Source organism: Micromonospora foliorum (assembly GCF_022229015.1).
Taxonomy (GTDB): domain Bacteria; phylum Actinomycetota; class Actinomycetes; order Mycobacteriales; family Micromonosporaceae; genus Micromonospora; species Micromonospora foliorum.
The window spans coordinates 1-20,620 of record NZ_JAKKFF010000027.1; the positions used below are offsets into that span (position 1 = coordinate 1).

At 69.3% G+C, this 20,620-nt stretch carries 30 protein-coding genes and 2 pseudogenes; 19 read left to right on the plus strand and 13 right to left on the minus strand.

All coding sequences use genetic code 11. The annotated features are described in order from the left end of the window. From PSH25_RS02730 to PSH25_RS02745, 4 genes are all read left to right on the plus strand, one after another. The coding region (locus PSH25_RS02730; RefSeq protein WP_238657452.1) for a metallopeptidase TldD-related protein at window positions 1-425 on the plus strand (425 nt) is incomplete at its 5' end. Window positions 426-670: 245 nt separating this feature from the next. Then, window positions 671-1,477: a succinate dehydrogenase subunit SdhC gene (sdhC, locus tag PSH25_RS02735; protein WP_238657457.1), complete on the plus strand. Its 807-nt coding sequence runs from the start codon at window positions 671-673 to the stop codon at window positions 1,475-1,477. Window positions 1,478-1,489: 12 nt separating this feature from the next. Next, window positions 1,490-3,418 carry a fumarate reductase/succinate dehydrogenase flavoprotein subunit gene (locus PSH25_RS02740; RefSeq protein WP_238657459.1) on the plus strand — a complete coding sequence of 643 codons (1,929 nt, stop codon included), beginning with the start codon at window positions 1,490-1,492 and terminating at the stop codon, window positions 3,416-3,418. Then, window positions 3,415-4,479: a succinate dehydrogenase/fumarate reductase iron-sulfur subunit gene (locus tag PSH25_RS02745; protein ID WP_238657461.1), complete on the plus strand. Its 1,065-nt coding sequence runs from the start codon at window positions 3,415-3,417 to the stop codon at window positions 4,477-4,479. The genes PSH25_RS02740 and PSH25_RS02745 overlap by 4 nt, the downstream gene beginning before the upstream one ends. Window positions 4,480-4,676: 197 nt before the next feature. On the opposite strand, the gene PSH25_RS02750 is transcribed toward PSH25_RS02745, so the two are convergent. Further along, a complete protein-coding gene (locus PSH25_RS02750; protein WP_238657462.1) occupies window positions 4,677-5,123 on the minus strand; it encodes a (deoxy)nucleoside triphosphate pyrophosphohydrolase in 447 nt (148 codons plus the stop codon). 182 nt (window positions 5,124-5,305) lie between these two features. On the opposite strand from PSH25_RS02750, the gene PSH25_RS02755 reads away from it, so the two are divergent. After that, window positions 5,306-5,614, plus strand: coding sequence for a 4a-hydroxytetrahydrobiopterin dehydratase (locus PSH25_RS02755; RefSeq protein ID WP_238657464.1), 309 nt, complete (start codon window positions 5,306-5,308; stop codon window positions 5,612-5,614). Window positions 5,615-5,739: 125 nt separating this feature from the next. Continuing rightward, a complete protein-coding gene (locus PSH25_RS02760; protein WP_238657465.1) occupies window positions 5,740-6,063 on the plus strand; it encodes a hypothetical protein in 324 nt (107 codons plus the stop codon). A gap of 89 nt (window positions 6,064-6,152) precedes the next feature. Here PSH25_RS02760 and PSH25_RS02765 read toward each other — a convergent pair whose 3' ends face one another. Together PSH25_RS02765 and PSH25_RS02770 are read right to left on the minus strand one after the other, a co-directional pair. Further along, window positions 6,153-6,542 (minus strand): VOC family protein, encoded by a 390-nt coding sequence (locus PSH25_RS02765; RefSeq protein WP_238657469.1) that lies wholly within the window; start codon window positions 6,540-6,542, stop codon window positions 6,153-6,155. Then, window positions 6,539-6,691 carry a DUF1801 domain-containing protein gene (locus tag PSH25_RS02770; protein ID WP_238657470.1) on the minus strand — a complete coding sequence of 51 codons (153 nt, stop codon included), beginning with the start codon at window positions 6,689-6,691 and terminating at the stop codon, window positions 6,539-6,541. Before PSH25_RS02770 ends, PSH25_RS02765 begins: the two co-directional genes overlap by 4 nt. Window positions 6,692-6,806: 115 nt before the next feature. Here PSH25_RS02770 and PSH25_RS02775 point away from each other — a divergent pair, with 115 nt between their 5' ends. The 4 genes from PSH25_RS02775 to PSH25_RS02790 all read left to right on the plus strand — a co-directional run bounded on the left by PSH25_RS02775 (window position 6,807) and on the right by PSH25_RS02790 (window position 9,771). Then, window positions 6,807-7,691, plus strand: a complete 885-nt coding sequence (locus PSH25_RS02775; protein WP_238657472.1) for a LysR family transcriptional regulator — start codon at window positions 6,807-6,809, stop codon at window positions 7,689-7,691. After that, window positions 7,688-8,443: a class I SAM-dependent methyltransferase gene (locus tag PSH25_RS02780; RefSeq protein ID WP_238657473.1), complete on the plus strand. Its 756-nt coding sequence runs from the start codon at window positions 7,688-7,690 to the stop codon at window positions 8,441-8,443. The genes PSH25_RS02775 and PSH25_RS02780 overlap by 4 nt, the downstream gene beginning before the upstream one ends. A gap of 10 nt (window positions 8,444-8,453) precedes the next feature. Then, a complete protein-coding gene (locus tag PSH25_RS02785; RefSeq protein ID WP_030337500.1) occupies window positions 8,454-8,816 on the plus strand; it encodes a PH domain-containing protein in 363 nt (120 codons plus the stop codon). A 220-nt stretch (window positions 8,817-9,036) separates the two neighbouring features. Next, on the plus strand, window positions 9,037-9,771 hold the full coding sequence (locus PSH25_RS02790; protein WP_238657475.1) for a class I SAM-dependent methyltransferase: 735 nt from the start codon (window positions 9,037-9,039) through the stop codon (window positions 9,769-9,771). 106 nt (window positions 9,772-9,877) lie between these two features. On the opposite strand, the gene PSH25_RS02795 is transcribed toward PSH25_RS02790, so the two are convergent. From PSH25_RS02795 to PSH25_RS02805, 3 genes are read right to left on the minus strand one after another with little or no spacing between them, the layout of a single operon-like run. Then, window positions 9,878-10,321, minus strand: coding sequence for an SRPBCC family protein (locus PSH25_RS02795; RefSeq protein ID WP_238657476.1), 444 nt, complete (start codon window positions 10,319-10,321; stop codon window positions 9,878-9,880). Between the two features lie 2 nt (window positions 10,322-10,323). Further along, window positions 10,324-10,674 carry an ArsR/SmtB family transcription factor gene (locus PSH25_RS02800; protein ID WP_238657478.1) on the minus strand — a complete coding sequence of 117 codons (351 nt, stop codon included), beginning with the start codon at window positions 10,672-10,674 and terminating at the stop codon, window positions 10,324-10,326. Next, entirely contained in the window at window positions 10,671-11,129 is a 459-nt protein-coding gene (locus tag PSH25_RS02805; RefSeq protein ID WP_238657479.1) for an SRPBCC domain-containing protein, read from the minus strand. Before PSH25_RS02805 ends, PSH25_RS02800 begins: the two co-directional genes overlap by 4 nt. Before the next feature lie 114 nt (window positions 11,130-11,243). On the opposite strand from PSH25_RS02805, the gene PSH25_RS02810 reads away from it, so the two are divergent. Together PSH25_RS02810 and PSH25_RS02815 are read left to right on the plus strand one after the other, a co-directional pair. Next, window positions 11,244-11,618, plus strand: a complete 375-nt coding sequence (locus PSH25_RS02810) for a VOC family protein (protein WP_238657480.1) — start codon at window positions 11,244-11,246, stop codon at window positions 11,616-11,618. Window positions 11,619-11,677: 59 nt separating this feature from the next. Further along, window positions 11,678-12,484 carry a hypothetical protein gene (locus tag PSH25_RS02815; RefSeq protein ID WP_238657482.1) on the plus strand — a complete coding sequence of 269 codons (807 nt, stop codon included), beginning with the start codon at window positions 11,678-11,680 and terminating at the stop codon, window positions 12,482-12,484. Between the two features lies 1 nt (window position 12,485). On the opposite strand, the gene PSH25_RS02820 is transcribed toward PSH25_RS02815, so the two are convergent. The 3 genes and pseudogenes from PSH25_RS02820 to PSH25_RS34115 form a co-directional block, all read right to left on the minus strand. Continuing rightward, on the minus strand, window positions 12,486-12,833 hold the full coding sequence (locus tag PSH25_RS02820; RefSeq protein ID WP_238657484.1) for an HflX-like GTP-binding protein: 348 nt from the start codon (window positions 12,831-12,833) through the stop codon (window positions 12,486-12,488). Between the two features lie 45 nt (window positions 12,834-12,878). Continuing rightward, a complete protein-coding gene (locus tag PSH25_RS02825) occupies window positions 12,879-13,346 on the minus strand; it encodes a class I SAM-dependent methyltransferase (RefSeq protein WP_238657500.1) in 468 nt (155 codons plus the stop codon). Between the two features lie 79 nt (window positions 13,347-13,425). Then, window positions 13,426-13,692, minus strand: a pseudogene (locus PSH25_RS34115) (class I SAM-dependent methyltransferase); the annotation flags it as partial. Here PSH25_RS34115 and PSH25_RS02835 point away from each other — a divergent pair. The 3 genes from PSH25_RS02835 (at window position 13,691) to PSH25_RS02845 (ending at window position 15,070) form a co-directional block, all read left to right on the plus strand. Beyond that, entirely contained in the window at window positions 13,691-14,263 is a 573-nt protein-coding gene (locus PSH25_RS02835; RefSeq protein ID WP_238657485.1) for a DUF3592 domain-containing protein, read from the plus strand. The pseudogene PSH25_RS34115 and the gene PSH25_RS02835 sit on opposite strands and share 2 nt — an antisense overlap. Window positions 14,264-14,351: 88 nt before the next feature. Further along, window positions 14,352-14,711 carry a hypothetical protein gene (locus PSH25_RS02840; protein WP_238657487.1) on the plus strand — a complete coding sequence of 120 codons (360 nt, stop codon included), beginning with the start codon at window positions 14,352-14,354 and terminating at the stop codon, window positions 14,709-14,711. Further along, window positions 14,708-15,070: a hypothetical protein gene (locus PSH25_RS02845; protein ID WP_238657488.1), complete on the plus strand. Its 363-nt coding sequence runs from the start codon at window positions 14,708-14,710 to the stop codon at window positions 15,068-15,070. The genes PSH25_RS02840 and PSH25_RS02845 overlap by 4 nt, the downstream gene beginning before the upstream one ends. Before the next feature lie 456 nt (window positions 15,071-15,526). Here the strand turns inward: PSH25_RS02845 and PSH25_RS02850 are convergent, their stop codons facing one another. Both PSH25_RS02850 and ychF read right to left on the minus strand, forming a co-directional pair. Then, window positions 15,527-16,288, minus strand: coding sequence for a DUF6928 family protein (locus PSH25_RS02850; protein ID WP_238657490.1), 762 nt, complete (start codon window positions 16,286-16,288; stop codon window positions 15,527-15,529). Between the two features lie 212 nt (window positions 16,289-16,500). Beyond that, the gene (gene ychF / locus PSH25_RS02855) at window positions 16,501-17,586 is read right to left on the minus strand and encodes a redox-regulated ATPase YchF (protein WP_238657491.1); all 1,086 of its coding nucleotides are present in this window, start codon (window positions 17,584-17,586) and stop codon (window positions 16,501-16,503) included. Between the two features lie 143 nt (window positions 17,587-17,729). Here ychF and PSH25_RS02860 point away from each other — a divergent pair, with 143 nt between their 5' ends. Continuing rightward, on the plus strand, window positions 17,730-18,299 hold the full coding sequence (locus PSH25_RS02860) for an exonuclease (protein WP_238657493.1): 570 nt from the start codon (window positions 17,730-17,732) through the stop codon (window positions 18,297-18,299). Between the two features lie 3 nt (window positions 18,300-18,302). Here PSH25_RS02860 and PSH25_RS02865 read toward each other — a convergent pair whose 3' ends face one another. Both PSH25_RS02865 and PSH25_RS02870 read right to left on the minus strand, forming a co-directional pair. Next, complete coding sequence (locus tag PSH25_RS02865) at window positions 18,303-19,037, minus strand: Type 1 glutamine amidotransferase-like domain-containing protein (protein WP_238657495.1); 735 nt, start codon at window positions 19,035-19,037, stop codon at window positions 18,303-18,305. Window positions 19,038-19,129: 92 nt separating this feature from the next. Then, window positions 19,130-19,633, minus strand: coding sequence for a hypothetical protein (locus PSH25_RS02870; RefSeq protein WP_238657496.1), 504 nt, complete (start codon window positions 19,631-19,633; stop codon window positions 19,130-19,132). Between the two features lie 199 nt (window positions 19,634-19,832). Here PSH25_RS02870 and PSH25_RS33855 point away from each other — a divergent pair. From PSH25_RS33855 to PSH25_RS02885, 3 genes and pseudogenes are all read left to right on the plus strand, one after another. Continuing rightward, window positions 19,833-19,946, plus strand: a pseudogene (locus tag PSH25_RS33855) (SigE family RNA polymerase sigma factor); the annotation flags it as partial. Between the two features lie 59 nt (window positions 19,947-20,005). Next, window positions 20,006-20,281 (plus strand): sigma-70 family RNA polymerase sigma factor, encoded by a 276-nt coding sequence (locus tag PSH25_RS33860; RefSeq protein WP_238657497.1) that lies wholly within the window; start codon window positions 20,006-20,008, stop codon window positions 20,279-20,281. Then, window positions 20,278-20,580: a hypothetical protein gene (locus tag PSH25_RS02885; protein ID WP_238657499.1), complete on the plus strand. Its 303-nt coding sequence runs from the start codon at window positions 20,278-20,280 to the stop codon at window positions 20,578-20,580. Before PSH25_RS33860 ends, PSH25_RS02885 begins: the two co-directional genes overlap by 4 nt. The last annotated feature ends 40 nt before the right edge of the window (window positions 20,581-20,620 follow it).

Below are 20,620 nucleotides of genomic sequence, written 5' to 3' on the forward strand. Positions count from 1 at the left end.
GCCCGATGCCCCGCAACCTGCGGCTGAGCGGCGCGGTGGCGGGCCCGGCCAGTGCGGTGGGCCGGAGCACCACCGGTGCGGCGGCCGGAGCGGTCGTCGACGCGGACACCGCCGCGTTGGTGGCCGGCGTACGCCGAGGGCTGCTGGTCACCGACCTCTGGTACACGCGGGTGCTCGACCCGAAGAGCCTCGTCGTCACCGGGCTGACCCGCAACGGCGTCTGGCTGATCGAGGACGGCACGGTCGTCCGGGCGGTCCGTGACCTGCGGTTCACCGAGTCGTACCCGCGGGCGCTCGGCCCGGGGGCGGTGCTCGGGCTGGGTGCGCGGGCGGTGCGCCAACCGGAGCGGGTGGACGGTGCCTGGTGGGCGGCGCCCTCGCTGCGGCTGGCGTCCTGGCACTTCACCGGAGGCGCCTCCGGCTGACGGTGTCGAAGACGCGCGACAAACCGGCCCGTCGAGGGCTTTTCCGCAGGCCAGACACACGGGACACTCCCTTGCGCGGACGGCTCGCAGAGATCGGCGTAACGTGTGTCACTTAGCTGCGTCGGTCGATCCGGCGTGGTCGTTGGTGTGCGCATGACGTGGCAGCGGGTGCGGGTTCGCCGGTCCGCGTGCCGACCGGAGAGAGACCAGCCCGCCCGTACGGGCCCGTCGAGGAGACGACTCGAATGACTTCAACGGCAACGAGGCCGAGGGGGGCGCGGGCGCGCGCCGCCATCGCGGCGAAGACGTTGCGTACCGACCGATGGTGGTTCGCCCCGCTGATCACCGTGATCGGGCTCAGCGCCTGGGTGGCGTACGCGACGGTCCGGGTCTTCATGCACAAGTGGTACTGGGTGGACCAGTTCCACTACCTGACCCCGTTCTACTCGCCGTGCGTGACCGACCGGTGTGTCGAGGAAGCCTCGCACTTCGGCCGGTTCCTGCCCGGCTGGTGGATCATCCCGGACGCCGCGCTGACCCTGCCGTTCCTGCTGCTGTTCCGGCTCACCTGCTACTACTACCGCAAGGCGTACTACCGGTCGTTCTGGCTGTCGCCGCCGGCCTGCGCGGTCCCGGACGGGCACAAGGAGTACGGCGGCGAGACCCGTTTCCCGCTGCTCGGGCAGAACCTGCACCGCTACTTCTTCTATGCCGCCGCGATCATCTCGCTGATCAACACCTGGGACGCGATCCTCGCCTTCCACTCGCCGAAGGGCTTCGGCTTCGGGCTTGGCAACATCATCCTGCTGCTCAACGTGGTGATGCTCTGGGCGTACACGATCTCCTGCCACTCCTGCCGGCACATCATCGGCGGCCGGCTCAAGCACTTCTCCAAGCACCCGGTGCGGTACAAGGCCTGGACGTTCGTCTCGGCGTTGAACGTCCGGCACATGCAGCTCGCCTGGATCACCCTCGGCACCCTGGCGCTGGCCGACTTCTACATCATGGCGCTGTCGGCCGAGTGGTTCTCCGACCTGCGGTTCATCAACTAAAGGGCCCCTGACATGACCACAACCACTCGCATCGAACGACACCACTACGACGTCGTCGTCATCGGGGCCGGCGGCGCCGGTCTGCGCGCGGCGATCGAGGCCCGGCTGGCCGGCAAGAAGACCGCGATCATCTCCAAGTCGCTGTTCGGCAAGGCGCACACGGTGATGGCCGAGGGCGGCGCAGCGGCCGCGATGGGCAACGTGAACAGCCGGGACAACTGGCAGGTGCACTTCCGCGACACCATGCGCGGCGGCAAGTTCCTCAACAACTTCCGGATGGCCGAGCTGCACGCGAAGGAGTCGCCGCAGCGGATCTGGGAGCTGGAGACGTACGGTGCGCTCTTCGACCGCACCAAGGACGGCAAGATCTCGCAGCGTAACTTCGGCGGCCACGAGTACCCGCGCCTGGCGCACGTGGGCGACCGGACCGGCCTGGAGCTGATCCGCACCCTCCAGCAGAAGATCGTGTCGCTCCAGCAGGAGGACCAGCGGGAGTTCGGCTCGTACGACGCCCGGATCAGGGTGTTCTCCGAGACGACCATCACCGAGCTGCTGCTCGACGGTGACCGGGTGGCCGGCGCGTTCGGCTACTACCGGGAGTCGGGCGAGTTCATCCTCTTCGAGGCGCCGGCGGTCGTGCTGGCCACCGGTGGTGTCGGACGCTCCTACAAGGTCACCTCGAACTCCTGGGAGTACACCGGGGACGGGCACGCGCTGGCGCTGCGCGCCGGGGCGACGCTGATCAACATGGAGTTCCTCCAGTTCCACCCGACCGGCATGGTCTGGCCGCCCTCGGTGAAGGGCATCCTGGTCACCGAGTCGGTGCGTGGCGACGGCGGCGTCCTGAAGAACTCCGACGGCAAGCGGTTCATGTTCGACTACGTCCCCGACGTCTTCCGCAAGCAGTACGCGGAGACCGAGGAGGAGGCGGACCGCTGGTACACCGACCCGGACAACAACCGGCGTCCACCGGAGCTGCTGCCCCGCGACGAGGTGGCCCGCGCCATCAACAGCGAGGTCAAGGCCGGCCGGGGCTCCCCCGCCGGCGGTGTCTTCCTGGACATCGCGAGCCGGCGTTCGGCCGACGAGATCCGCCGCCGGCTGCCGTCGATGTACCACCAGTTCAAGGAGCTGGCCGACGTCGACATCACGGCCGAGCCGATGGAGGTCGGGCCGACCTGCCACTACGTGATGGGCGGCGTCGAGGTGGACCCGGATTCGGGTGCCGCCTTCGGCCACGTACGCGGGCTGTTCGCCGCCGGTGAGGTCTCCGGCGGCATGCACGGCTCCAACCGACTGGGTGGCAACTCCCTGTCCGACCTGCTGGTCTTCGCCAAGCGGGCGGGTGGGCACGCGGCCAGCTACGCCGACGGGTTGGCCGCCCGGCCGAAGGTGGCCGTGCACGAGGTCGAGGCCGCCGTGGAGACCGCCCTCGCTCCGCTGCAACGGGACACCGGCGAGAACCCGTACACCCTGCAGCAGGACCTCCAGGCGGTCATGGGTGACCTGGTGGGCATCATCCGCCGGGAGGGTGAGCTGGCCGACGCGCTGGTCCGGCTCGCCGAGCTGCGTGAGCGGGTGGCGAAGGTGAGCGCGGCCGGCGGCCGACGCTACAACCCGGGCTGGCACCTGGCCCTGGACCTGCGCAACATGCTGGTGGTCTCGGAGTGCACCGCGAAGGCGGCGCTGGAGCGGCAGGAGTCGCGCGGCGGGCACACCCGGGAGGACTACCCGGCGATGGAACCGAAGTGGCGGCAGGTCAACCTGGTCTGCGCGCTGGACGGGGACACCGTGCAGCTGACCCGCAAGCCGCTGCCGAAGATGCGGCCGGAGCTGATCGGCCTCTTCGACCGGGCCGAGCTGGCCAAGTACCTCACCGACGAGGAGCTCGCCGACTTCGACGCCCTCGTTGCCGACGCTGGAGAGGCGGACAACCGATGAGCGCGAAGCGTCAGTTCCGGATCTGGCGGGGCGACGAGACCGGCGGTGACCTCCAGGACTACATGGTGGAGGTGAACGAGGGCGAGGTCGTCCTCGACGTCATCCACCGCCTGCAGGCCACCGACGCGCCCGACCTGGCCTGCCGGTGGAACTGCAAGGCCGGCAAGTGCGGCTCCTGCTCCATGGAGATCAACGGCAAGCCGCGGCTGGGTTGCATGACGCGGATGTCGACCTTCGGCGACGACGAGACCGTCACGGTCACCCCGCTGCGCACCTTCCCGGTCATCCGGGATCTGGTCACCGACGTCTCGTTCAACTACGAGAAGGCACGGGAGACCCCGGCGTTCGCCCCACCGGCGGACGTGGCCCCGGGTGACTACCGGATGCAGCAGGTCGACGTCGAGCGCTCGCAGGAGTTCCGCAAGTGCATCGAGTGCTTCCTGTGCCAGACGGTCTGCCACGTGATCCGCGATCACGAGGAGAACAAGCAGGCGTTCTCCGGCCCGCGGTACTTCATCCGGGCGGCCGAGCTGGACATGCACCCGTTGGACGCCCGGACCGACCGCAAGGAGTACGCGCAGGCCGAGCAGGGCCTCGGCTTCTGCAACATCACCAAGTGCTGCACCGAGGTCTGCCCCGAGCACATCAAGATCACTGACAACGGGATCATCCCCATGAAGGAACGGGTCGTCGACCGCAGGTACGATCCCCTTGTGTGGCTTGGTAGCAAGATCTTCCGTCGGGGCGAGACGCCCCAGACCAGCGTGACCACCGCCCGTCAGGGCTCGGCGACGCCGGGCTCCGCCCGGGGTGGGGTGCACTCGCACGCGGGTGGCTCCCACGATTCGCGGGCTGAGGCGCAGGCGCAGAGCGGCGTCAACTGGCACCGGGAGGTGCCCCACCCGACCGCTCCGGCGGTCGACGACCGGGGCAAGCTGCCGCTGACCGAGCTCACCTTCGACCGGGCCGCCGCGCCGTCGCCGTTCGGCGACGACGTGACCTTCCCGCTGCCTCCGGAGCACCTCAACTTCGCCCACCCGGAGCAGGACAACAAGCACTAACCACCCGAACAACAACGGGGGCCGTGGCTAACCGCCACGGCCCCCGTCCCACTTCCCACCCCTGCCCCCACCCCCTGGCCCCCCTGACCCCGCCCGGCCCCGCCCCACCCGGGTGATCAAGAGGTTTCGGTCATCAAAGGGCGTGATCGTGACCGAAACCTCTTGATCACCCGGAGCTGGGCCGGACTGGGGGTGGGTTAAGGGGTTGAACGGAGGAGGAGGGGGCGGAGGGCGGCCACGATGGGGGCGTCGGCGGGGAGCCAGGTGACCGAGTCCAGCTCGTCCGCGGTGAGCCAGCGGAGCGCCTCGTGCTCCAGCGCCTGTGGCTGGTCACCGCCGAGCAGCCGGGCCGCGTACACCTTGAGCACCGAACGGCCGTGCGCCATCCGTACGTTGCGGCCGACCCGGTCGCCGATCTCGACGCGTACGGCCAACTCCTCGGCGCACTCCCGGATCAGCGCGTCGGTCTCGGCCTCCCCCGGCTCGACCTTTCCGCCCGGAAACTCCCACATGCCCGCTACCTCGGGTGGGGCGGAACGCGCACAGGCGAGCACCCGCCCATCCCGGATGATCGCCGCACCGACGATCACCTTCAGGTCCCGTCGTTCGGCCTGCCCGCCACCATTCGCCCGTTCGGTCCGCACGGGCGTCCAGGGTGCCAGATCAATCGGCGGTTTGGGTACCGTAGCCGTCCGCTAGGCCAATAAGACACGGAAGTGTGGGCGTGGACACCCCCTCCGGGCAGCGAGAGACTAGGGGCACCGACAAGACACGGGATGGCGACGATTTGGCCACAAGCCGGCAACGGCGCTTGGGGGGTGCGGTGATGCGCGCGCTGTTCAACAGCAGGGCCAAGCACGACTACCTTTCCGACGCGTTGACCTTGCTATCTGGTTGGACACGCGAGGGCGAGCAGATCCGACGGACGCTCGTGATCGACGATACCCAACACGCCGCTCTAACTGAACGGGTCAAGGTCGTCGCGGATGCGCTGCATCTGCGACCCGAGATCAGCCGACGGGCCGACAGCACCCAGATCCGGGTCGGGCACGGCAGCGGCGAGCCCCTGACCGAGGGCGAGGTGCTGTTGGCCGCCCGTATCGAGGACGCGTACCGGGCGGTCACCGAGTCCTGAGTGTTCGTTCAATTCTGGTGGAGTCTGAGGTTTTCCTGAAAGGCGCACGGGTACCAGTTCGACACGAGGGTTGACAAAGCCCCCGGAACTGATCGGACCTCACATACCGTGCCTTAGGAGCTGACATGACCACCCCCACGCAAAACCGCGCCAGCGACCACGTCGAGCACGGCGGTCAGCACGACGTCCGCCGCGTCAACCGCCGCGGCGACGAGACCAAGCCGTCCTGGAAGACCAGCGAGCTGGCGGTCTACGTGCTCGCCGTCATCGGTGTGCTGATCGCCTCGAACGCTGTGGGCGACGGTGCCGCTAACGACGGCGGCGACTACTTCGCCGCTGACAAGGCGTGGTGGTTCATCACCCTGCTCACCGTCGGCTACCTGGTGAGCCGGGGTCTGGCCAAGGCCGGCAGCCGCAGCACGGACCACGACCCGCGCAGCGACCACTGACGTACGACCGGAGCCCCGCGCCTGCCCACTGTGGATGGGGAGACGCGGGGCTTCCGCATGTCGCCAGGCAACTCGGGCTCACCGGCCGGCTACGCGTCCTGCGGGTACCAGCGCAGCTCCACCGAGTTGCCATCCGGGTCCCGCACGTAGATCGAGGTCGCCGAGCCGCGGGCACCGAAGCGGCTGACCGGCCCGGTCAGCACCGTGAAGACCCCCGATTCGATCACCTGCGCCCAGTCCAGTGGTGCCACCACCAGGCAGAAGTGGTCCACGTTCGCGCCCTGCGGCTCACCTCGCACCAGGTCGATGATGCTGTCGGGGCTGATCCGCGCCGACGGGAACGGGACGGTGCCGGCCCGCCACTCGTCGACCCGTACCGGCGCCAGCCCGAGCCGGCCGCAGTAGAAGTCCAAGGACCGCTCCACGTCGGCGACGGTCAGCACCAGGTGGTCGAAACCGGTTACCCGCACGGCGCTCACGCCTCCTCCAGGTTGGCCGCAGCGCGCAGCCAGCCGCTGAACAGCGCCGGGTCGACGTCAGCGAGGTCGCGCAACTTCACCGCCGCCATCGCCCGCGCACCGGGAATCAGCCGCCCGGACGGGTCGGTCAGGTAGTCGTCGATGCTCATGTCAGAGCCCTTTCGCTCGGTGTTCCCTGCCGCCTTCACGATCCCCGGACGAGGGGCGCCGACCAAGACCTGATACCGCTACGATCGTTGCCCGCAGGTCAACGATGGGAACGGTGTGCTGGAGCGGTACGAGGTCGAGACGTTCCTGACCCTCGCGGAGGAACTGCACTTCGGCCGGACCGCCGAGCGGTTGACAGTCAGCACCGGTCGGGTCAGCCACATCGTGAAGAAGCTGGAGCGCCGGATCGGCGCACCTCTGTTCGCCCGTACCAGTCGGGTCGTCCGGCTCACTCCGATCGGCCGGCAGCTCGCCGACGAGCTGGCCCCGCTGGTCGCCGGGATGGACGAGGCGGTCCGACGCGCGACCGACGCCGCCCGCGGCGTGACCGGGACGCTACGGGTGGCGTTCCTCGGCGAGTGGACCGCGCCGGTGCTGCTCCGGGCGGTGGCCCTGTTCGGTGAACGACACCCCGACTGCCGGGTGGAGGTGCACGAGGCACAGTTGGCCACCACCCGATCCGGGCTGCTCGACGGCTCGACGGACGTGTTGATCGCCTCGTACCCGTTCGACGGCATGGCCACCGGCCCGGCACTGCTCTCCGAGGATCGGGTGCTGGCGGTGGCGGCGGGTCACCCGCTAACCGGGGAGCGGTCGGTGTCGTTGGAGGTGCTCGCCGACCACCCGGTGGTGCAGTACCCGACCGTGACCTCGGTGGAGTTCAAACGAGACCGCACCCCGGAGCGCACCCCGGCCGGCCGCCCGGTGCCGAAGGGACCCGCCGGGAACACCTTCTCCGAGATGCTGTCCCTGGTCGCGCTGGGCCGGGGTGTCCTGCCGGTGGGCGAGCACACGCGGCGCTACTACCCGCGCCCCGACGTGGCGTACGTGCCCATCCACGACGCGCCACCGATCGAACGAGGGCCGGTCTGGCTGCCCAGCAACACCACCACCCGGGTACGCGAGTTCGTCCGCGCCGCGACCGACGCGAACCCCCGATGAGGCACGCCGAGTTTCGCCACCGCCGGCTGGTTCAGGTGTACGACGCCGAGTGCCGGTGGGGGCCGGACGACGACTTCTTCCAGGCGGTGGTCGACGAGATCCCGGCCGCCCGGGTGCTCGACCTCGGCTGCGGCACCGGCCGGCTGACCGTTGCCCTCGCCGCCGCCGGCCACACCGTCACCGGTGTGGACCCGGCCGGTGCGTCCCTGGCCGCCGCCGGTGCCAAGCCGGGCGGCGAGCGGGTGACCTGGATCGAGGGCACCTCGGCGCTGCTGCCGGAGCGCGCCTTCGACGTGGCTGTGCTGACCAGCCACGTCGCGCAGTTCTTCGTCGACGACGCCGAGTGGGCGCGTACCCTCGCCGACCTGGCTCGGGCGCTCGTGCCCGGCGGCCGGCTGGTGTTCGACGCCCGCGACCCGGCGGACCGTCGCTGGGAGCGGTGGAACCCGGTGGATTCGCACCGGCTGGTCACGCTGCCGGACGGCAGCGAGGTCCGCGCGTGGACCAAAGTCACCGGGGTACGCGACGGAGTGGTCGACTTCACCCACCACTACCACTTCGACGACGGGGAGAAGATCGTCAGCTCGGCGAGCCTGCGCTTCCGCACCGAGGCCGAGCTGCGTGACTCCCTGAGCAGGGCGGGCTTCCTTATTGATCGCCTCTACGGGGGCTGGCACGGAGAGCCCGTCGGCCACGGCGACGGTGAGTTCGTGGTCGTCGCCCGGGTGGGCGCGTTGGCACCGGTTTTCTAGCCTGGTTCACATGGCGAACATCGCGTACGACCGCAAAGAGCAGGTCCAGCAGATTGAGAGCGGCCTCCTCGAAGGCGAGCAGATCATCGCCGTCTACGACGCCGTCGGTACCGGCACCGGGTTCATCGGGCTGACCGACCGACGCGTGATCATCCAGGACCGCTCCTTCGTCGGGAAGCGGTTCGCGATCACCAGCATCCCGTACTCGAAGATCACCAGCGTGAGCGTGGTCAGCAACAAGTCGTGGGGTGGTTCGTTCTTCTCCACCGGCGCCATCGCCATCCACGTCGGCACGCACACCTACGAGGTGGAGTTCCGTGGCGCGCAGAAGAGCCACCACGTGCACAACGTGATCCTGCACCACATCTCCTGACGGCACGTCCCGTCGTGGGCCCGGCTGGCGTAATTGCCTTGCCGGGCCCGCCGCGTCTCTGGTGTCCTCGGTCGACAGCCGCGCGAAGGGAGCAGCCACCATGCCCAACACGACGAGGTCCCCCGAACCCACCGTCATCCGACCTGAGGAATCGAGACTTCGTGAGCAGGACTGTTCCCCTGGCGCTGAGCGCCACTGACCCCAACCCCGGAGGCCGCTGATGTCGGTCTTCGACGACCCCGGCCTCTTCGGCCGGCTGTGGGCCGCCGGATACGACGACGGCGGCACCAACCCCGACCCGGCCCCCGCCGTGGACTTCCTGGCCGACCTGGCCGACGGCGGCCCGGTTCTCGAACTGGCGATCGGCACCGGCCGGGTCGCACTTCCGCTGGCCGAGCGCGGCCTCGCCGTGCACGGCGTCGAGGCGTCCGAGGAAATGCTCGCGCAGCTACGGGCGAAACCCGGCGGCGAACGGATCCCGGTGGTCGTCGCCGACATGGCGGACGTACCCGTGCAGGGTGAGTTCCGACTGGCGTACCTGGTCTTCAACACCCTGTTCAACCTGGTCGACGCCGAGCGACAGGCGGACTGCTTCCGCAACGTCGCCCGGGTGCTGTCGCCCGGCGGCGCGTTCGTCATCGAGACGTTCGTGCCCGACCCGCGCAGCTTCGACTCGGACGAGCAGGTGCAGGTGCGTGACGTCACCGAGGACTCCGCGACGATCCGACTGCACCGGTACGACCGACCGGCGCAACGGTTCATCCGGCAGACCATCACGTTCGACGGCGACGGTGTGCACCTGAAGCCGTTCGCCATGCGGTACGCCTGGCCGCACCAGATCGACGAGATGGCGCAGCGGGCAGGGCTTCGGCTGACCGAGCGGTACGCCGACTGGCACCGACGACCGTTCCAGGCCGACAGCCCGTCGCACATCTCCGTCTACCGGGCGGAGTAGCAGTTTGGTCGGCTCGGGTTCCTTGAACCGGGGGTGTCCGAATGCCTTTGACTCCCCGATTTCAAGGAACCCGAGTCGATCTCCGTCTCTCGGCGGATGCCAAGAGTCAGTGCCCGTCGCCGATCTGGACGTCGTTCGGCGCCGGCCGACCGCTCCCCGTCTCCACCAGCTCCTTGAGACTCATCAGGAAGATCGCCCACTTGGTGCTGCACTCGTGCATGAGTTCGGTCGGCTCGCGCCAACCGGCGTGCGTGAAGTCGACGATGGTGTACCGACCTCGCTGGCCGAGCCGCCAGCTGATCTCGGTGCCAATCCACTCCTCGGGGCCACCGACGACCCGCCAGCGCACCCGGCCAGCCGGGTCCAGCTCAAGGATCTCCAGGTCAAACCCGCCCTGGTCACCGAAGTGGACGGCCAACTGCCCGCCGACCTCGCTCTTCCCGGTCGTGTCGACCGACCACCAGCCGCCGACACCCTCGGGGGTTGCCACCGCTCGGTAGACGTCGGCGAGCGGAGCGACGACGCCGACCTGGTGCAGAATGTCGACCATTTTCAGCCTCCCTGGTTGCTGGTGTGGTGGCGTTCGATCGTTTCGGCGATGCGCTTGATCCGGCGGAGTCGGGCGTCCCAGGTGGAGCCGACCGCCGACAACTGGGCGACCGCGCGGGCGAGTTGCGCCTCGTCCACCTGGTAGTGACGCTCGCGGCCGGCCGGCTCGGCGTGGATCAGCCCAACCCGGTCGAGAACCGCCAGGTGCTTCGAGACGGCCTGACGGGTGACGGGTAGCCGCCTGCTCAACGAGGTGGCCGTACCCGGCCCGTCAGAGAGAAGAAGATCGATCATCGTACGCCGAATCGGATCGCCGATCGCCGACCACAACTCGTCGTCGACCACGGCGCTCATGGAGTCGCGACCAGCCGGGCAACGTACGCGCCCAGCCGGGGCATGTAGTGGTCCCAGCCGTTCTCGTGGTCGCGGTACTGCTCTTCCAGGACGGCGACCTCCCAACCCAGCTCGCGGAACCCGGTCTCGGTCATCCGGACCAGCGTCCCCGCGCCGCTGGGCACCAGGTCGAAGGTGACGAACAGCGACTGCCCGTTCCGGTCCGGCTCGGTGAAGCACCAGCGGAAGGAGAACCGCTTCGGCGGGTCGACCTCGACGACGGCGAGCGCGACGGTCTTCGTCTCGCCGGTGTCGGAGTCGCGCCACACCAGTTCGCCGGGCGCGCCGGCGACCGACTCGAACCGCGCGTCGTCGGGCCACCACTCCCGCATGTGCTCGGGCTGGCTGACCACCTCGAAGACGACCTCCGGGGACGCGTTGACGTGAATGTCGCGTTCGATCGTTCCCTGTTCCATGCTCACAACCTTTCGCAACCTTTGGTTGCACTCAACCTACGACAACCCACTCTGCTCGCGCAACCTTTCGTTGCATGTCGCGATTGCGTCGTACCCGGGGTGCACGATCGGCGCATGTCTGAGTCAGCGCCCCACCGCCACCACGCCATCGACTACGTCGAGCTCACCGTGACCGACCTCGCCGCGGCCAAGCGCTTCTACGCCGACGCGTTCGGTTGGCAGTTCAACGACTACGGGCCGGAGTACGCCGGCATCCGCAGCCCGCACGGCGACTCCGCTCCCGAGGTCGGCGGTCTCCGTCTGGACGAGGAGGTTCGGCCGGGCGGCCCACTCGTGCTGCTCTACTCCAGCGACCTGGACCGTTCCGTGCAGGCCGTGCAGGAGGCCGGAGGCCAGGTGGTGAACGGGCCGTACGAGTTCCCCGGTGGCCGACGGTTCCACTTCACCGACCCCAGCGGCAACGAGTTGGGCGCCTGGGCCGAGCAGTAGGACGCCGAGGTCGCCCGGGCGGAGCTGAGCGTCGTCGGCAGCTCCGGCAGAGTGTCGCCATGGCCGGAAGAGGACTGGACGCCGAGGGCTGGATCGCGCGCGAGGGTGCACTGAGTCGGGTCCCGGCCGCGTTCACCGGAGTTGTCGACGCGGCACGCGCTCGGATAGCGGAGTCGTTCGACGGTGGTCGGCTGCACAGCGCCTACATCTACGGCAGCATCCCGCGTGGCACCGCCGTCCTCGGGCTCTCCGATCTCGACCTGCTCCTCGCGATGCACACCGAACCAACCGAGGCCGACCGGGCGGCTGCCACCAGGATCGAGCAGGCTCTCGACGAGTCCTTCACGCAGATCGACGGCGTGGGCGTTCTGCTGTTCAGTGCACGTACGCTGCTCAGCGAGCTTGAGCGGCACGACCTCGGCTTCTTCGTCGCCTGCCTGTGCACTCCCCTGCTGGGCGACGACCTCGCCGACCAACTTCCCCGTTACCGGCCCACTCCCCTGCTCGCCCGCGAGACGAACGGTGACCTGCCACGTGCGCTTCCGGGGTGGCGCCGCCAGGCAGCCGAAGCGAACACCGACCAGCAACGGAAGGCCCTGAGCCGGCTCGTCGCTCGGCGCATCGTCAGAACCGGCTTCACGCTGATCATGCCTCGCTGGGGAGGCTGGACAAGCGACCTCACCGAGTCGGCCGAGGCATTTGGGCTCCACTATCCAGAACGCGTCGGGCAGATGCGTAGGGCCGCCATCACCGGTCGCGCGCCCTCGCCAGATCCGGGGGTGCTCCGCGAACTCATCGACGACCTTGGGCCCTGGCTCGCCGCAGAATACGCGGTCGTCCATGGCGAGAAGGCAGTCCGTCCCTGACCTATCGGAGGTCCTCGCCACTCAGGACGAGGCAGCCGAACGTGTCCGTGAGGACGGCCCGCTGGTGGTCGGTCAAGGGGTTCGCGAAGACCACGACGCCAACCCCTCCCTGCCGGCAGGCGTCGGCGACTTCGCGGGCCCTACCGGGGCTGAGCAACGTCCGCCGCGAGAACGGGTCGCCCATCTTGTCCGCGCCGCCAGAAGAGACACCCCGCCGCTGCACGTGCCGGCCCACGACCTGGCCGCCGTGGGCTTCCACCAAGCTGGCCAGCAGATTGAGCTTGCTATCGAACTCCTTGTCCTTCGCCGAGAACAGGCCCACCAGCGCCACGTCGGCGCCTGCCAGCACAGCTTTCAACACCTCGCCCCGATGTCGTCTCGCCGTCGCCGACCGTCAGCGTCGCTGGGCGCGCAGCACGCCGGTCAGCATCGGCAGGATGAACTCGCCGTGCGCGGTCTCGGGCCGGCTCGCGAGGAAGGCACGGATCCGGCCGAGGGTGGCCTCTCGCTCCTCTTCCGGCATGACCAGCATCCCGGCCCGCGTCGCGAGCGTCGCGACGAGAGAGTCAGCGGTACGCCGTTGGCCGTGCGGAAGCTCGACCTGCTCCGGCGACCCGAACCGGGCGACCAGGCCGGTGCTCGGAACGAGCATGCCCGCAGTCGCCGCGCGCCAACTGCTCAACGTGTCACGCGGGCCGATGGCCGCACTTCCGCTGACCCGTTCGAGCCCGGCAACCCAGTCGATCCGGTCGTCCATGATGTTCCACAGACCGGCCAGGATGCCGCCGGGGGCGAGGACCCGGGCGATCTCCGCCCCGGCAACGGCCATGTCGAACCAGTGCAGGGCGTTGCCGGCCAGCACGGCGTCGACGGAGGCGTCCGGCCAACGGGATCGCCTCCGCGCTACCCGGCAGGGCCCGGACGGCCGGCAGCGCACGGCGTAGCTCGGTGAGCATCGCCGGGTCGGGTTCGACCGACACCACGTCCGCGCCCACCGCGACAAGCGTCGCGGACAGCTTGCCGGTGCCGGCGCCCAGGTCGAGCACCCGCAGGCCGGGCGCGGGCTCCAGCGCCCACCGCACCGCGGCCTGCGCGTAGTCCGGGCGGTGCTCGGCGTACGCGGTCGCCGCCGCACCGAACGACGATCGGAGCGACTGTTCCGTCATGCGGTCAACGTACCGCCGCTTGTGGACATCGACTGCGACCATGACCACCGTGCCGATCTTGCGGAGCTTGTGGCGCGCCCGCTACCCCGTCTACCTCCTCGGCCTCGCGGTCGGGCTGGTCATGATGTGGCTGCCGTTCAAGACCTTTCAGGACAACGACGCCTGGGGACGTCAACTGCGGGTCCATGGAGTGCCAGCCCAGGCAGTCGTCGATGAACTCGTGCACAAGCGGCGCAACAGCAACACGATGCACCTGCGCTACGAATTGTCCGGAGCCCAGCATCAGGCCGAGGTTGGCTGCTGGGAGGTCTGCCTACCGTCCGGCAGTGCGGTACAGATCTGGGTCAACCCCAACGACCCGGGTGATTTCGTGACCGACTTCGACATGCTCAGTGGGCATCGGGGCCGGCTGCAAGGGGTGGTCGGAGCGGCAGGTCTGGTTCTGTCCGGGTTGATGGCGGTAGCCGTCATCGGCCGCGGCTACCAGCGACGACGCGACCGCCGGCGACACGACTGGCAGCGGCAGCAACGGGACCAACGCCGACGACAGTTCGCGAACGCCAGGGCCGGAAGAAAACGCAAGCCGAGCCGGCGACGGCCGAACCCGGACTGATCTCGCGATCCGCAGCGAGAACGAAGCCTCCACCACACGCTCCGCTTCCCGGTCAGCTCAGGAACTGACGACGCGCAACACTAGCCACATGCTCACCTACGTCCGTTGGTACTTGCCAGATGAGGACCGCTGGAACTACGACGAACTGGGCGCCGATCGATGGGCGCTGCGCCACGTCGAGCTACGCGGCTCGGACCGGGTCTTCATGGCGGCGGCGTCGCTCGCGGAGGTGCTCATCGCCCGCGATTCGGGGGCCCAGAGCGCGGTGACCGAGTACGAACAGCGGTACGGAATTGTGCCGGAGGCCCTGTTTCCGCTACCCGACTCGGCGTTGGAACCCGCTCTGGAAAGCCTGCCTTCGGAGGATTTCGAGCGCCTGTGGCGGGACGCCCGCCGGCAGCTGGAACAGCGGAACGCACCCGACTCGTTGGTCCGGGAGGAACAATGACCGCTCCGCTGCTACGCGCGACGATGGAGTCCGGCCAGATCTGGCACGACCCGTCAGAGGACCTGCTGTTCGAGCTGCTCTCGGACATGGAACGCAGCGAGGAACAGTTCCTCGTCGTGGAACGTCTCGCCGACGCCACCGGTCAGACGTTCGCGCAGGTTGCCCGCACCGAGGCGAACGGATACCAGGTCGAGTACCGCGAGGGTGACGAGGACAGCCACTTCCAAGCGTTCACCGAGGACAAACGGCTCGTCCACTCCGTGCTCACGGCTTGGGCCTTCGAACTGCCTGGATGGCGCACGGCGTTGCCGTGGGCGCTCCTGCGGTCGACAACCACAGGTGAGGGTGGGCCCAGCTGACCGCCGAGACCCACTGGCAGGCGATTCAGAGGCGCGCCGCGCTATCGCGCGCTCGTTGCGTCTTCCTCATTCCAGATGGAAATGACATGCCCTTCTCCGTACTCCTCGATAACGCGAGAACTCGCCTCATCGAGGGACCTGGCAGGAATGCGCAGACGAGTGGCGGGCTTGTCGTCGATCCAGATCAAGCCCACGTACTCCCGCACGGGTGGGCTCTTGTCAACGTTCACGTTGCGCTCCATAGCGTCACTGAATGGAGGCGTTCGACCAGCGGTCCGGACCGCTTTCCATGGTCAGCCATGATCATCTAGCCGGACCTGTCCCGCATCATCTGACGCTGATCCGTAACGGATCAACTGGGGCCCGACAGCTGGCAGCCCGGTGTCCGGTCTCATGACCGCGTTACAGATCGGTATCAGGACCTGCGTGACACTCTGCCGACCGAGGGCAGGCGAATTAGGAGCTTTCGAGGCTGACTTCGTGCATCGTCCCGTCCGGTCCCATCCGGAACCTCCGCGGCGAACCCATGGCCCGTCGTGCCTTCGCGTATGCGGCTTCACGCCCGGCCTGTTCCTCGCCGGACGGGTCGGTCACGCGGAAGCCGTGCAGATGAACAGCCTCGGTGTCGATGTCGTCCGACTCGGGGTGCCCCTCGACGACGAAGCCGAACAGCGCGCGCAATGCTTGCTCGCCCAGCGCGAGGGGATGGAACGGCAATGGGTACGGTCCCTGGTTGGGCCAGCCCGGTACAGGTTCAACAGGATGCTCGCCTGCCCAGTAGGGCAGCTCGAAGTCGTACGGCTTGCCGATGTTCTCCCGGATGCCGCCGTCGGGCGACAGGCTCAGCGATCTGATGAGCACGCCGTCTTCCCAGACCGCGAAACTGAGCCAGTCCACGACCGAGTGCATCCCGTGCATGATGATCCGCCTGCCCGCTCCCGCTTCGCGCAGGTGCTCCGGCAGCTCGGACGGACGGTCGAGCGCCAGTCGCCGGTCGCAGTACAGCTCAGCCCCGGCCAGCTTCGTGGCGTACGTGATGTCATCTGGCGGGTAGATGGCGTCGAACAACGTGCTCTCGTCCAAGAGCTCCACGACATAGCCTGGATGGACCTGACGTACCAGCGCCTCGGTCTCGGATCGCTCCGAGCGCGTCGTGCCATGCAACGCGGGACGGGAATCTCCATCGGCGAATGCCAGCAGGGCTGTCTTCGCGCCCACGTCGCTCCTCCAGGTCTTCGGCCGCGCACAAGCGCCTGGACCCTACCTGCCGGCCAGCGTTCGAGTCGGTCGGCCTCGCGCGACCGACTCGCCGACCTCCTGACCGCCACCGGGCAGCGACCACATGCCGTTGTCGATGACGCGTGGGGGTGTGCCCCCGGTGTTCCCCAGAGCGACAGCCCAACCGCCTGACCTGCGACTACAGGAGAGGCTCAGACGTTGAAGCGGAACTCCACCACGTCGCCGTCCTGCATGACGTACTCCTTGCCCTCGATGCGGACCTTGCCCGCCGCCTTGGCCGCCGCCATCGAACCGTGCTCGACAAGGTCGTGGTACGAGACCACCTCGGCCTTGATGAAGCCGCGCTGGAAGTCGCTGTGGATGACGCCCGCGGCCTCCGGCGCGGTGGCGCCGACCGGGACGGTCCAGGCGCGTGCTTCCTTGGGGCCGGCCGTGAGGTACGTCTGGAGGCCGAGGGTGCGGAAGCCGACCCGGACGAGCTGGTTGAGGCCGGGCTCGTTCTGCCCGATCGACTCCAGCAGTTCGCGGGCCTCCTCCTCGGGCAGGTCCACCAGCTCAGACTCGATCTTGGCGTCCATGAAGATGGCCTCGGCGGGGGCGACCAGGGCGCGCAGCTCGTCGAGGAACGTCTCGTTGGCCAGCTCGGCCTCGTCGACGTTGAAGACGTACAGGAAGGGCTTGGTGGTGAGCAGGTGCAGCTCGCGCAGGTGCTCCAGCTCGATCTTGGCGGCGGCGGCCCCGGAGTAGAGGGTGGTGCCACCGTCGAGCACCTCGATCGCGGCCTTGGCGGCGGCGACCGCGGCCAAGCGGTCCTTGCGGAGCTTGGCCTCCTTCTCCAACCGGGGCAGCGCCTTGTCCAGGGTCTGCAGGTCGGCGAGGATCAGCTCGGTGTTGATCGTCTCGATGTCGTCGGCCGGGGAGATCTTGCCGTCGACGTGCACCACGTTCGGGTCGGAGAAGGCCCGGACGACCTGGCAGATCGCCGAGGCGTCCCGGATGTTGGCCAGGAAGGCGTTGCCCCGGCCCTGCCCCTTCGACGCGCCGCGGACCAGGCCGGCGATGTCGACGAACGACACCGGCGCCGGCAGCACCTTCTGCGAGGAGAAGATCTCGGCCAGCTTGCCCAGCCGCTCGTCGGGCAGCCCGACCACGCCGACGTTGGGCTCGATGGTGGCGAACGGGTAGTTCGCCGCCAGCACGTCGTTCTTGGTCAACGCGTTGAAAAGCGTGCTCTTGCCGACGTTGGGCAGGCCGACGATGCCGATGGTGAGACTCACGACGGGCCAGCTTACGCCGGTCCCGGCCGGGCCGGTCCAGGCGGCTTCGATTCGGCGCCGCGCCGGTGGTCGATCGTCGCTCCCACCGGGCCCCGGCAGGCGTTGCTAGTCTCCCGGTTCGATGTTCCGCTGTTGGAGGTGGGATGACCTCGACGTTGCCTGAGCTGTACATCGCCGTCGATGTGGAGGCGGACGGGCCGATCCCCGGGCCCCACAGCATGATCTCGCTGGGCATGGCCGTGGCCGGCCGCCCCGACCTGACCTTCTACACCGAACTGCGTCCCATCTCCGACGAGTTCGTCCCGGCGGCGCTCGCCGTCTCCGGCCTGGACCGGGACCGTCTGCTGCGGGAGGCGCCCACCGCGCAGGAGGCGATGTCCGCCGCGGCGGCCTGGGTCGACGGGCTGCGCCGGGTCGGCCGTCCGGTCTTCCTCGCCGCCCCGGCCGTCTGGGACGGCATGTTCGTGCACTGGTACTTCGTCCGCTTCGTCGGGCACAGCCCGTTCGGTGCGACCGGCTCCGGTATCGATCTCCGCAGCTACTGGATGGGGTTGACCGGCAGCGAGTGGGCCCGGACCCGCCAGGGCACGATCAAGCACGAGCTGGGCCTGCACGACATGCCGCACACGCACCACGCCGGGGAGGACGCCGCCGAGCTGGCCCAGGTCTTCGACGCGGTGCTCCGCCGTCGGACGTCTGCCGACGAGGCGTGACGCTCAGCTGAGCAGGCGGGGGGCGATGACCGCCTCCCGGACGCTGCCGTCCGCGCCCCGGCTGACCTCGTACGCCGAGACGCCCTCGCGGTCCGCGATTGCCTCGACCAGCCGGGTGCCCCGGTAGACCAGGCCGACGCCGTCATCGGTGCAGTGGCTGGTGGGGAGCGTGCCGTCGCCGACCAGCTCGTGCATGAGCGGGCGGCGCTGGCCCTCGCTGTCGTAGTGCACCCCGTTGCCGTACGGCAGCCAGGCCAGGCCCTCGGTGAAGCCGCGCAGCCGGGGGCCGAAGCTGTCGGTGGCACCGCCGACATGCCAGCAGATCGAACCGGCGGAGACGCCGGCCAGCACCACACCGGCCTGCCAGCACTCGTGCAGGATCTCGTCGAGCCCGTGCACCCGCCACACGGCGACCAGGTTGGCCACGCTGCCGCCGCCGACCCAGATCACGTCCTGGGCGAGCAGGTGGGAGCGGACGTCCTCGACGTTCGGCATCGGGAACAGGGCGAGGTGCGACAGCCGGAACCGGGTGTCGGCGAACGCGCCGTAGACGGCGGTCAGCGAGGTGGGCTGGTCGCCGACGGCCTGCCCGAGGTAGCAGACCCGCGGCTGCGGGCCGGCCTCGGCCAGCTCGGCGGCCAGCTCGAAGACCGGGCTGGGACGCAGGTCGTAGGGCCCGCGGTCGCCCCGGAAGAAGCCCATGCTGGTGGCGATGATGGTCGGGTCGCTGGCGGGCATCGGAGCGTCCTTCCGTCGGGGGCGGTGCGGCGTCCATCCTGCCGCAGCCGGCCTCCCGCCCGCTCGGCGCAGGGCGCCCGTCCACCCCACGATCAATGCGACTGGTCGGGCCGCCGTTGGCGGGGCACCTCGACCTCGGGCCAGTGACCCAGGGCCCGACGGTCGGCCGGGGGCAGTTGCGCGGCGGCGGCGCGGGGCAGGGTGAACCGGTCGGCGGCGGCCGGCCCGGCCGAGACCGACTCGCGCAGCATCCACCGCACCTCGTCGGCCGTCCAGCCCAGCCCCGGCCGCGCGGCGATCTCGCGGATCAACCGCAGGCCGACCCTCGTGTCGTCGTCGTAGAAGCGCATGCACCAGTGGTGCGTCCACATCCCGAGCGCCCGCAGACCCGCGTCGTCCAGTGAGCCGGCCAACCGGCCGCAGGCGGTGTCGGGGAAACCCTGCTCGGGGTCGCCCGCCCGGTCCCGTTCGATGGCGCCCACGGCGGCCGGCGCGACGGCCCGCATCCGGCGGTAGAAGGACTGCGCCACCGCGCGGGGTAACGGCGGGAACGCACCCGGTGTCGACGCCGCCGCCCAACCCGCCACGCTCGTCATTCGCCGCACCCCTTCTTCAGTTGGTGGCCGGACGCTACCCGGCACGACCGACACTTTCGGGCCGAAAAACCCCACCGATCGTGGATAGCGACGATGACCTGGGACGTCTGTATCTGTGACAACGAAACGGGGGTGGCGGGTGGACGAGGACGAACGCGCGCGGCTGGCCGAGTTCGTCGGCAGCCGGACTCCGGCGCTGATGCGGGTCGCGTACCTGCTGACCGGGGACCGTAACGCCGCCGAGGACCTGTTCCAGTCGGCGTTGGCGCGGACCATCCCGAAGTGGGGAACCATTCGGCACTCCGATCCCGAGGGCTATCTGCGGGTGGTGATGTACCGCGAGCAGATCAGCTGGTGGCGGCGGATTCGCCGGTGGCGGGAGACACCGCTCAACCCGGCGGACGAACCGGTCGGCGGCGACCGAGCGGCGGCTCCGACGTACGGCTGGCGATGCGTGCCGCGCTCCGTCACCTGCCCCCGACACAGCGGGCGGTGGTGGTCCTCCGCTACTACGAGGACCTGCCCGAAGCCCGGGTGGCCGAGTTGCTGGGCTGCTCCGTGGGCACCGTACGCAGCCGTACCCACCGAGCGGTGCAGCGACTGCGCGACCTGCTGCCGGACGTCGACAGGCTGGAGGTACGGCGATGACCGAACCCTTCGAGCACCTCATCCGCTCCACCCTCACCGACCTGGCCGAGGAGGCACCGATCGTGCATGACCAGTTGAGCCGAGCGGAACGGCGGGTGCGCAACCGACGCCGCGCCACGGTGACGGTGGGGGCGGTGAGCACCCTGGCGGCGATCCTGATCGCCACTCCGCTCGCGCTGGCCGCGACCGGCTCGGACGCGCCTCCCCCGGCCGTGCCCAGCCCGGCCGGCCCGGCGGACCGCTCCGGAGAGCGTCGTGTAGGGAGAGAGTGGAGGTTTCGGTGGGCGCCAGAGCATTAAAAAAACAACAAGTGCGAGCAGATCATGCCAATAGTAACGC

Coding starts and splice junctions, on each gene's coding strand:
- PSH25_RS02815 (WP_238657482.1), top strand. CDS start 11,678: ATGGCCGGAAGAGGACTGGACGCCGAGGGCTGGATCGCGCGCGAGGGT.
- PSH25_RS02780 (WP_238657473.1), top strand. CDS start 7,688: ATGAGGCACGCCGAGTTTCGCCACCGCCGGCTGGTTCAGGTGTACGAC.
- PSH25_RS02885 (WP_238657499.1), top strand. CDS start 20,278: ATGACCGAACCCTTCGAGCACCTCATCCGCTCCACCCTCACCGACCTG.
- PSH25_RS02740 (WP_238657459.1), top strand. CDS start 1,490: ATGACCACAACCACTCGCATCGAACGACACCACTACGACGTCGTCGTC.
- PSH25_RS02795 (WP_238657476.1), bottom strand. CDS start 10,321: ATGGTCGACATTCTGCACCAGGTCGGCGTCGTCGCTCCGCTCGCCGAC.
- sdhC (WP_238657457.1), top strand. CDS start 671: ATGACTTCAACGGCAACGAGGCCGAGGGGGGCGCGGGCGCGCGCCGCC.
- PSH25_RS02870 (WP_238657496.1), bottom strand. CDS start 19,633: ATGACGAGCGTGGCGGGTTGGGCGGCGGCGTCGACACCGGGTGCGTTC.
- PSH25_RS02770 (WP_238657470.1), bottom strand. CDS start 6,691: ATGAGCATCGACGACTACCTGACCGACCCGTCCGGGCGGCTGATTCCC.
- PSH25_RS02800 (WP_238657478.1), bottom strand. CDS start 10,674: ATGAGCGCCGTGGTCGACGACGAGTTGTGGTCGGCGATCGGCGATCCG.
- PSH25_RS02865 (WP_238657495.1), bottom strand. CDS start 19,037: ATGCCCGCCAGCGACCCGACCATCATCGCCACCAGCATGGGCTTCTTC.
- PSH25_RS02840 (WP_238657487.1), top strand. CDS start 14,352: ATGCTCACCTACGTCCGTTGGTACTTGCCAGATGAGGACCGCTGGAAC.
- PSH25_RS02785 (WP_030337500.1), top strand. CDS start 8,454: ATGGCGAACATCGCGTACGACCGCAAAGAGCAGGTCCAGCAGATTGAG.
- PSH25_RS02760 (WP_238657465.1), top strand. CDS start 5,740: ATGACCACCCCCACGCAAAACCGCGCCAGCGACCACGTCGAGCACGGC.
- PSH25_RS02810 (WP_238657480.1), top strand. CDS start 11,244: ATGTCTGAGTCAGCGCCCCACCGCCACCACGCCATCGACTACGTCGAG.
- PSH25_RS02805 (WP_238657479.1), bottom strand. CDS start 11,129: ATGGAACAGGGAACGATCGAACGCGACATTCACGTCAACGCGTCCCCG.
- PSH25_RS02755 (WP_238657464.1), top strand. CDS start 5,306: ATGCGCGCGCTGTTCAACAGCAGGGCCAAGCACGACTACCTTTCCGAC.
- PSH25_RS02745 (WP_238657461.1), top strand. CDS start 3,415: ATGAGCGCGAAGCGTCAGTTCCGGATCTGGCGGGGCGACGAGACCGGC.
- PSH25_RS02835 (WP_238657485.1), top strand. CDS start 13,691: ATGACCACCGTGCCGATCTTGCGGAGCTTGTGGCGCGCCCGCTACCCC.
- PSH25_RS02845 (WP_238657488.1), top strand. CDS start 14,708: ATGACCGCTCCGCTGCTACGCGCGACGATGGAGTCCGGCCAGATCTGG.
- PSH25_RS02790 (WP_238657475.1), top strand. CDS start 9,037: ATGTCGGTCTTCGACGACCCCGGCCTCTTCGGCCGGCTGTGGGCCGCC.
- PSH25_RS02860 (WP_238657493.1), top strand. CDS start 17,730: ATGACCTCGACGTTGCCTGAGCTGTACATCGCCGTCGATGTGGAGGCG.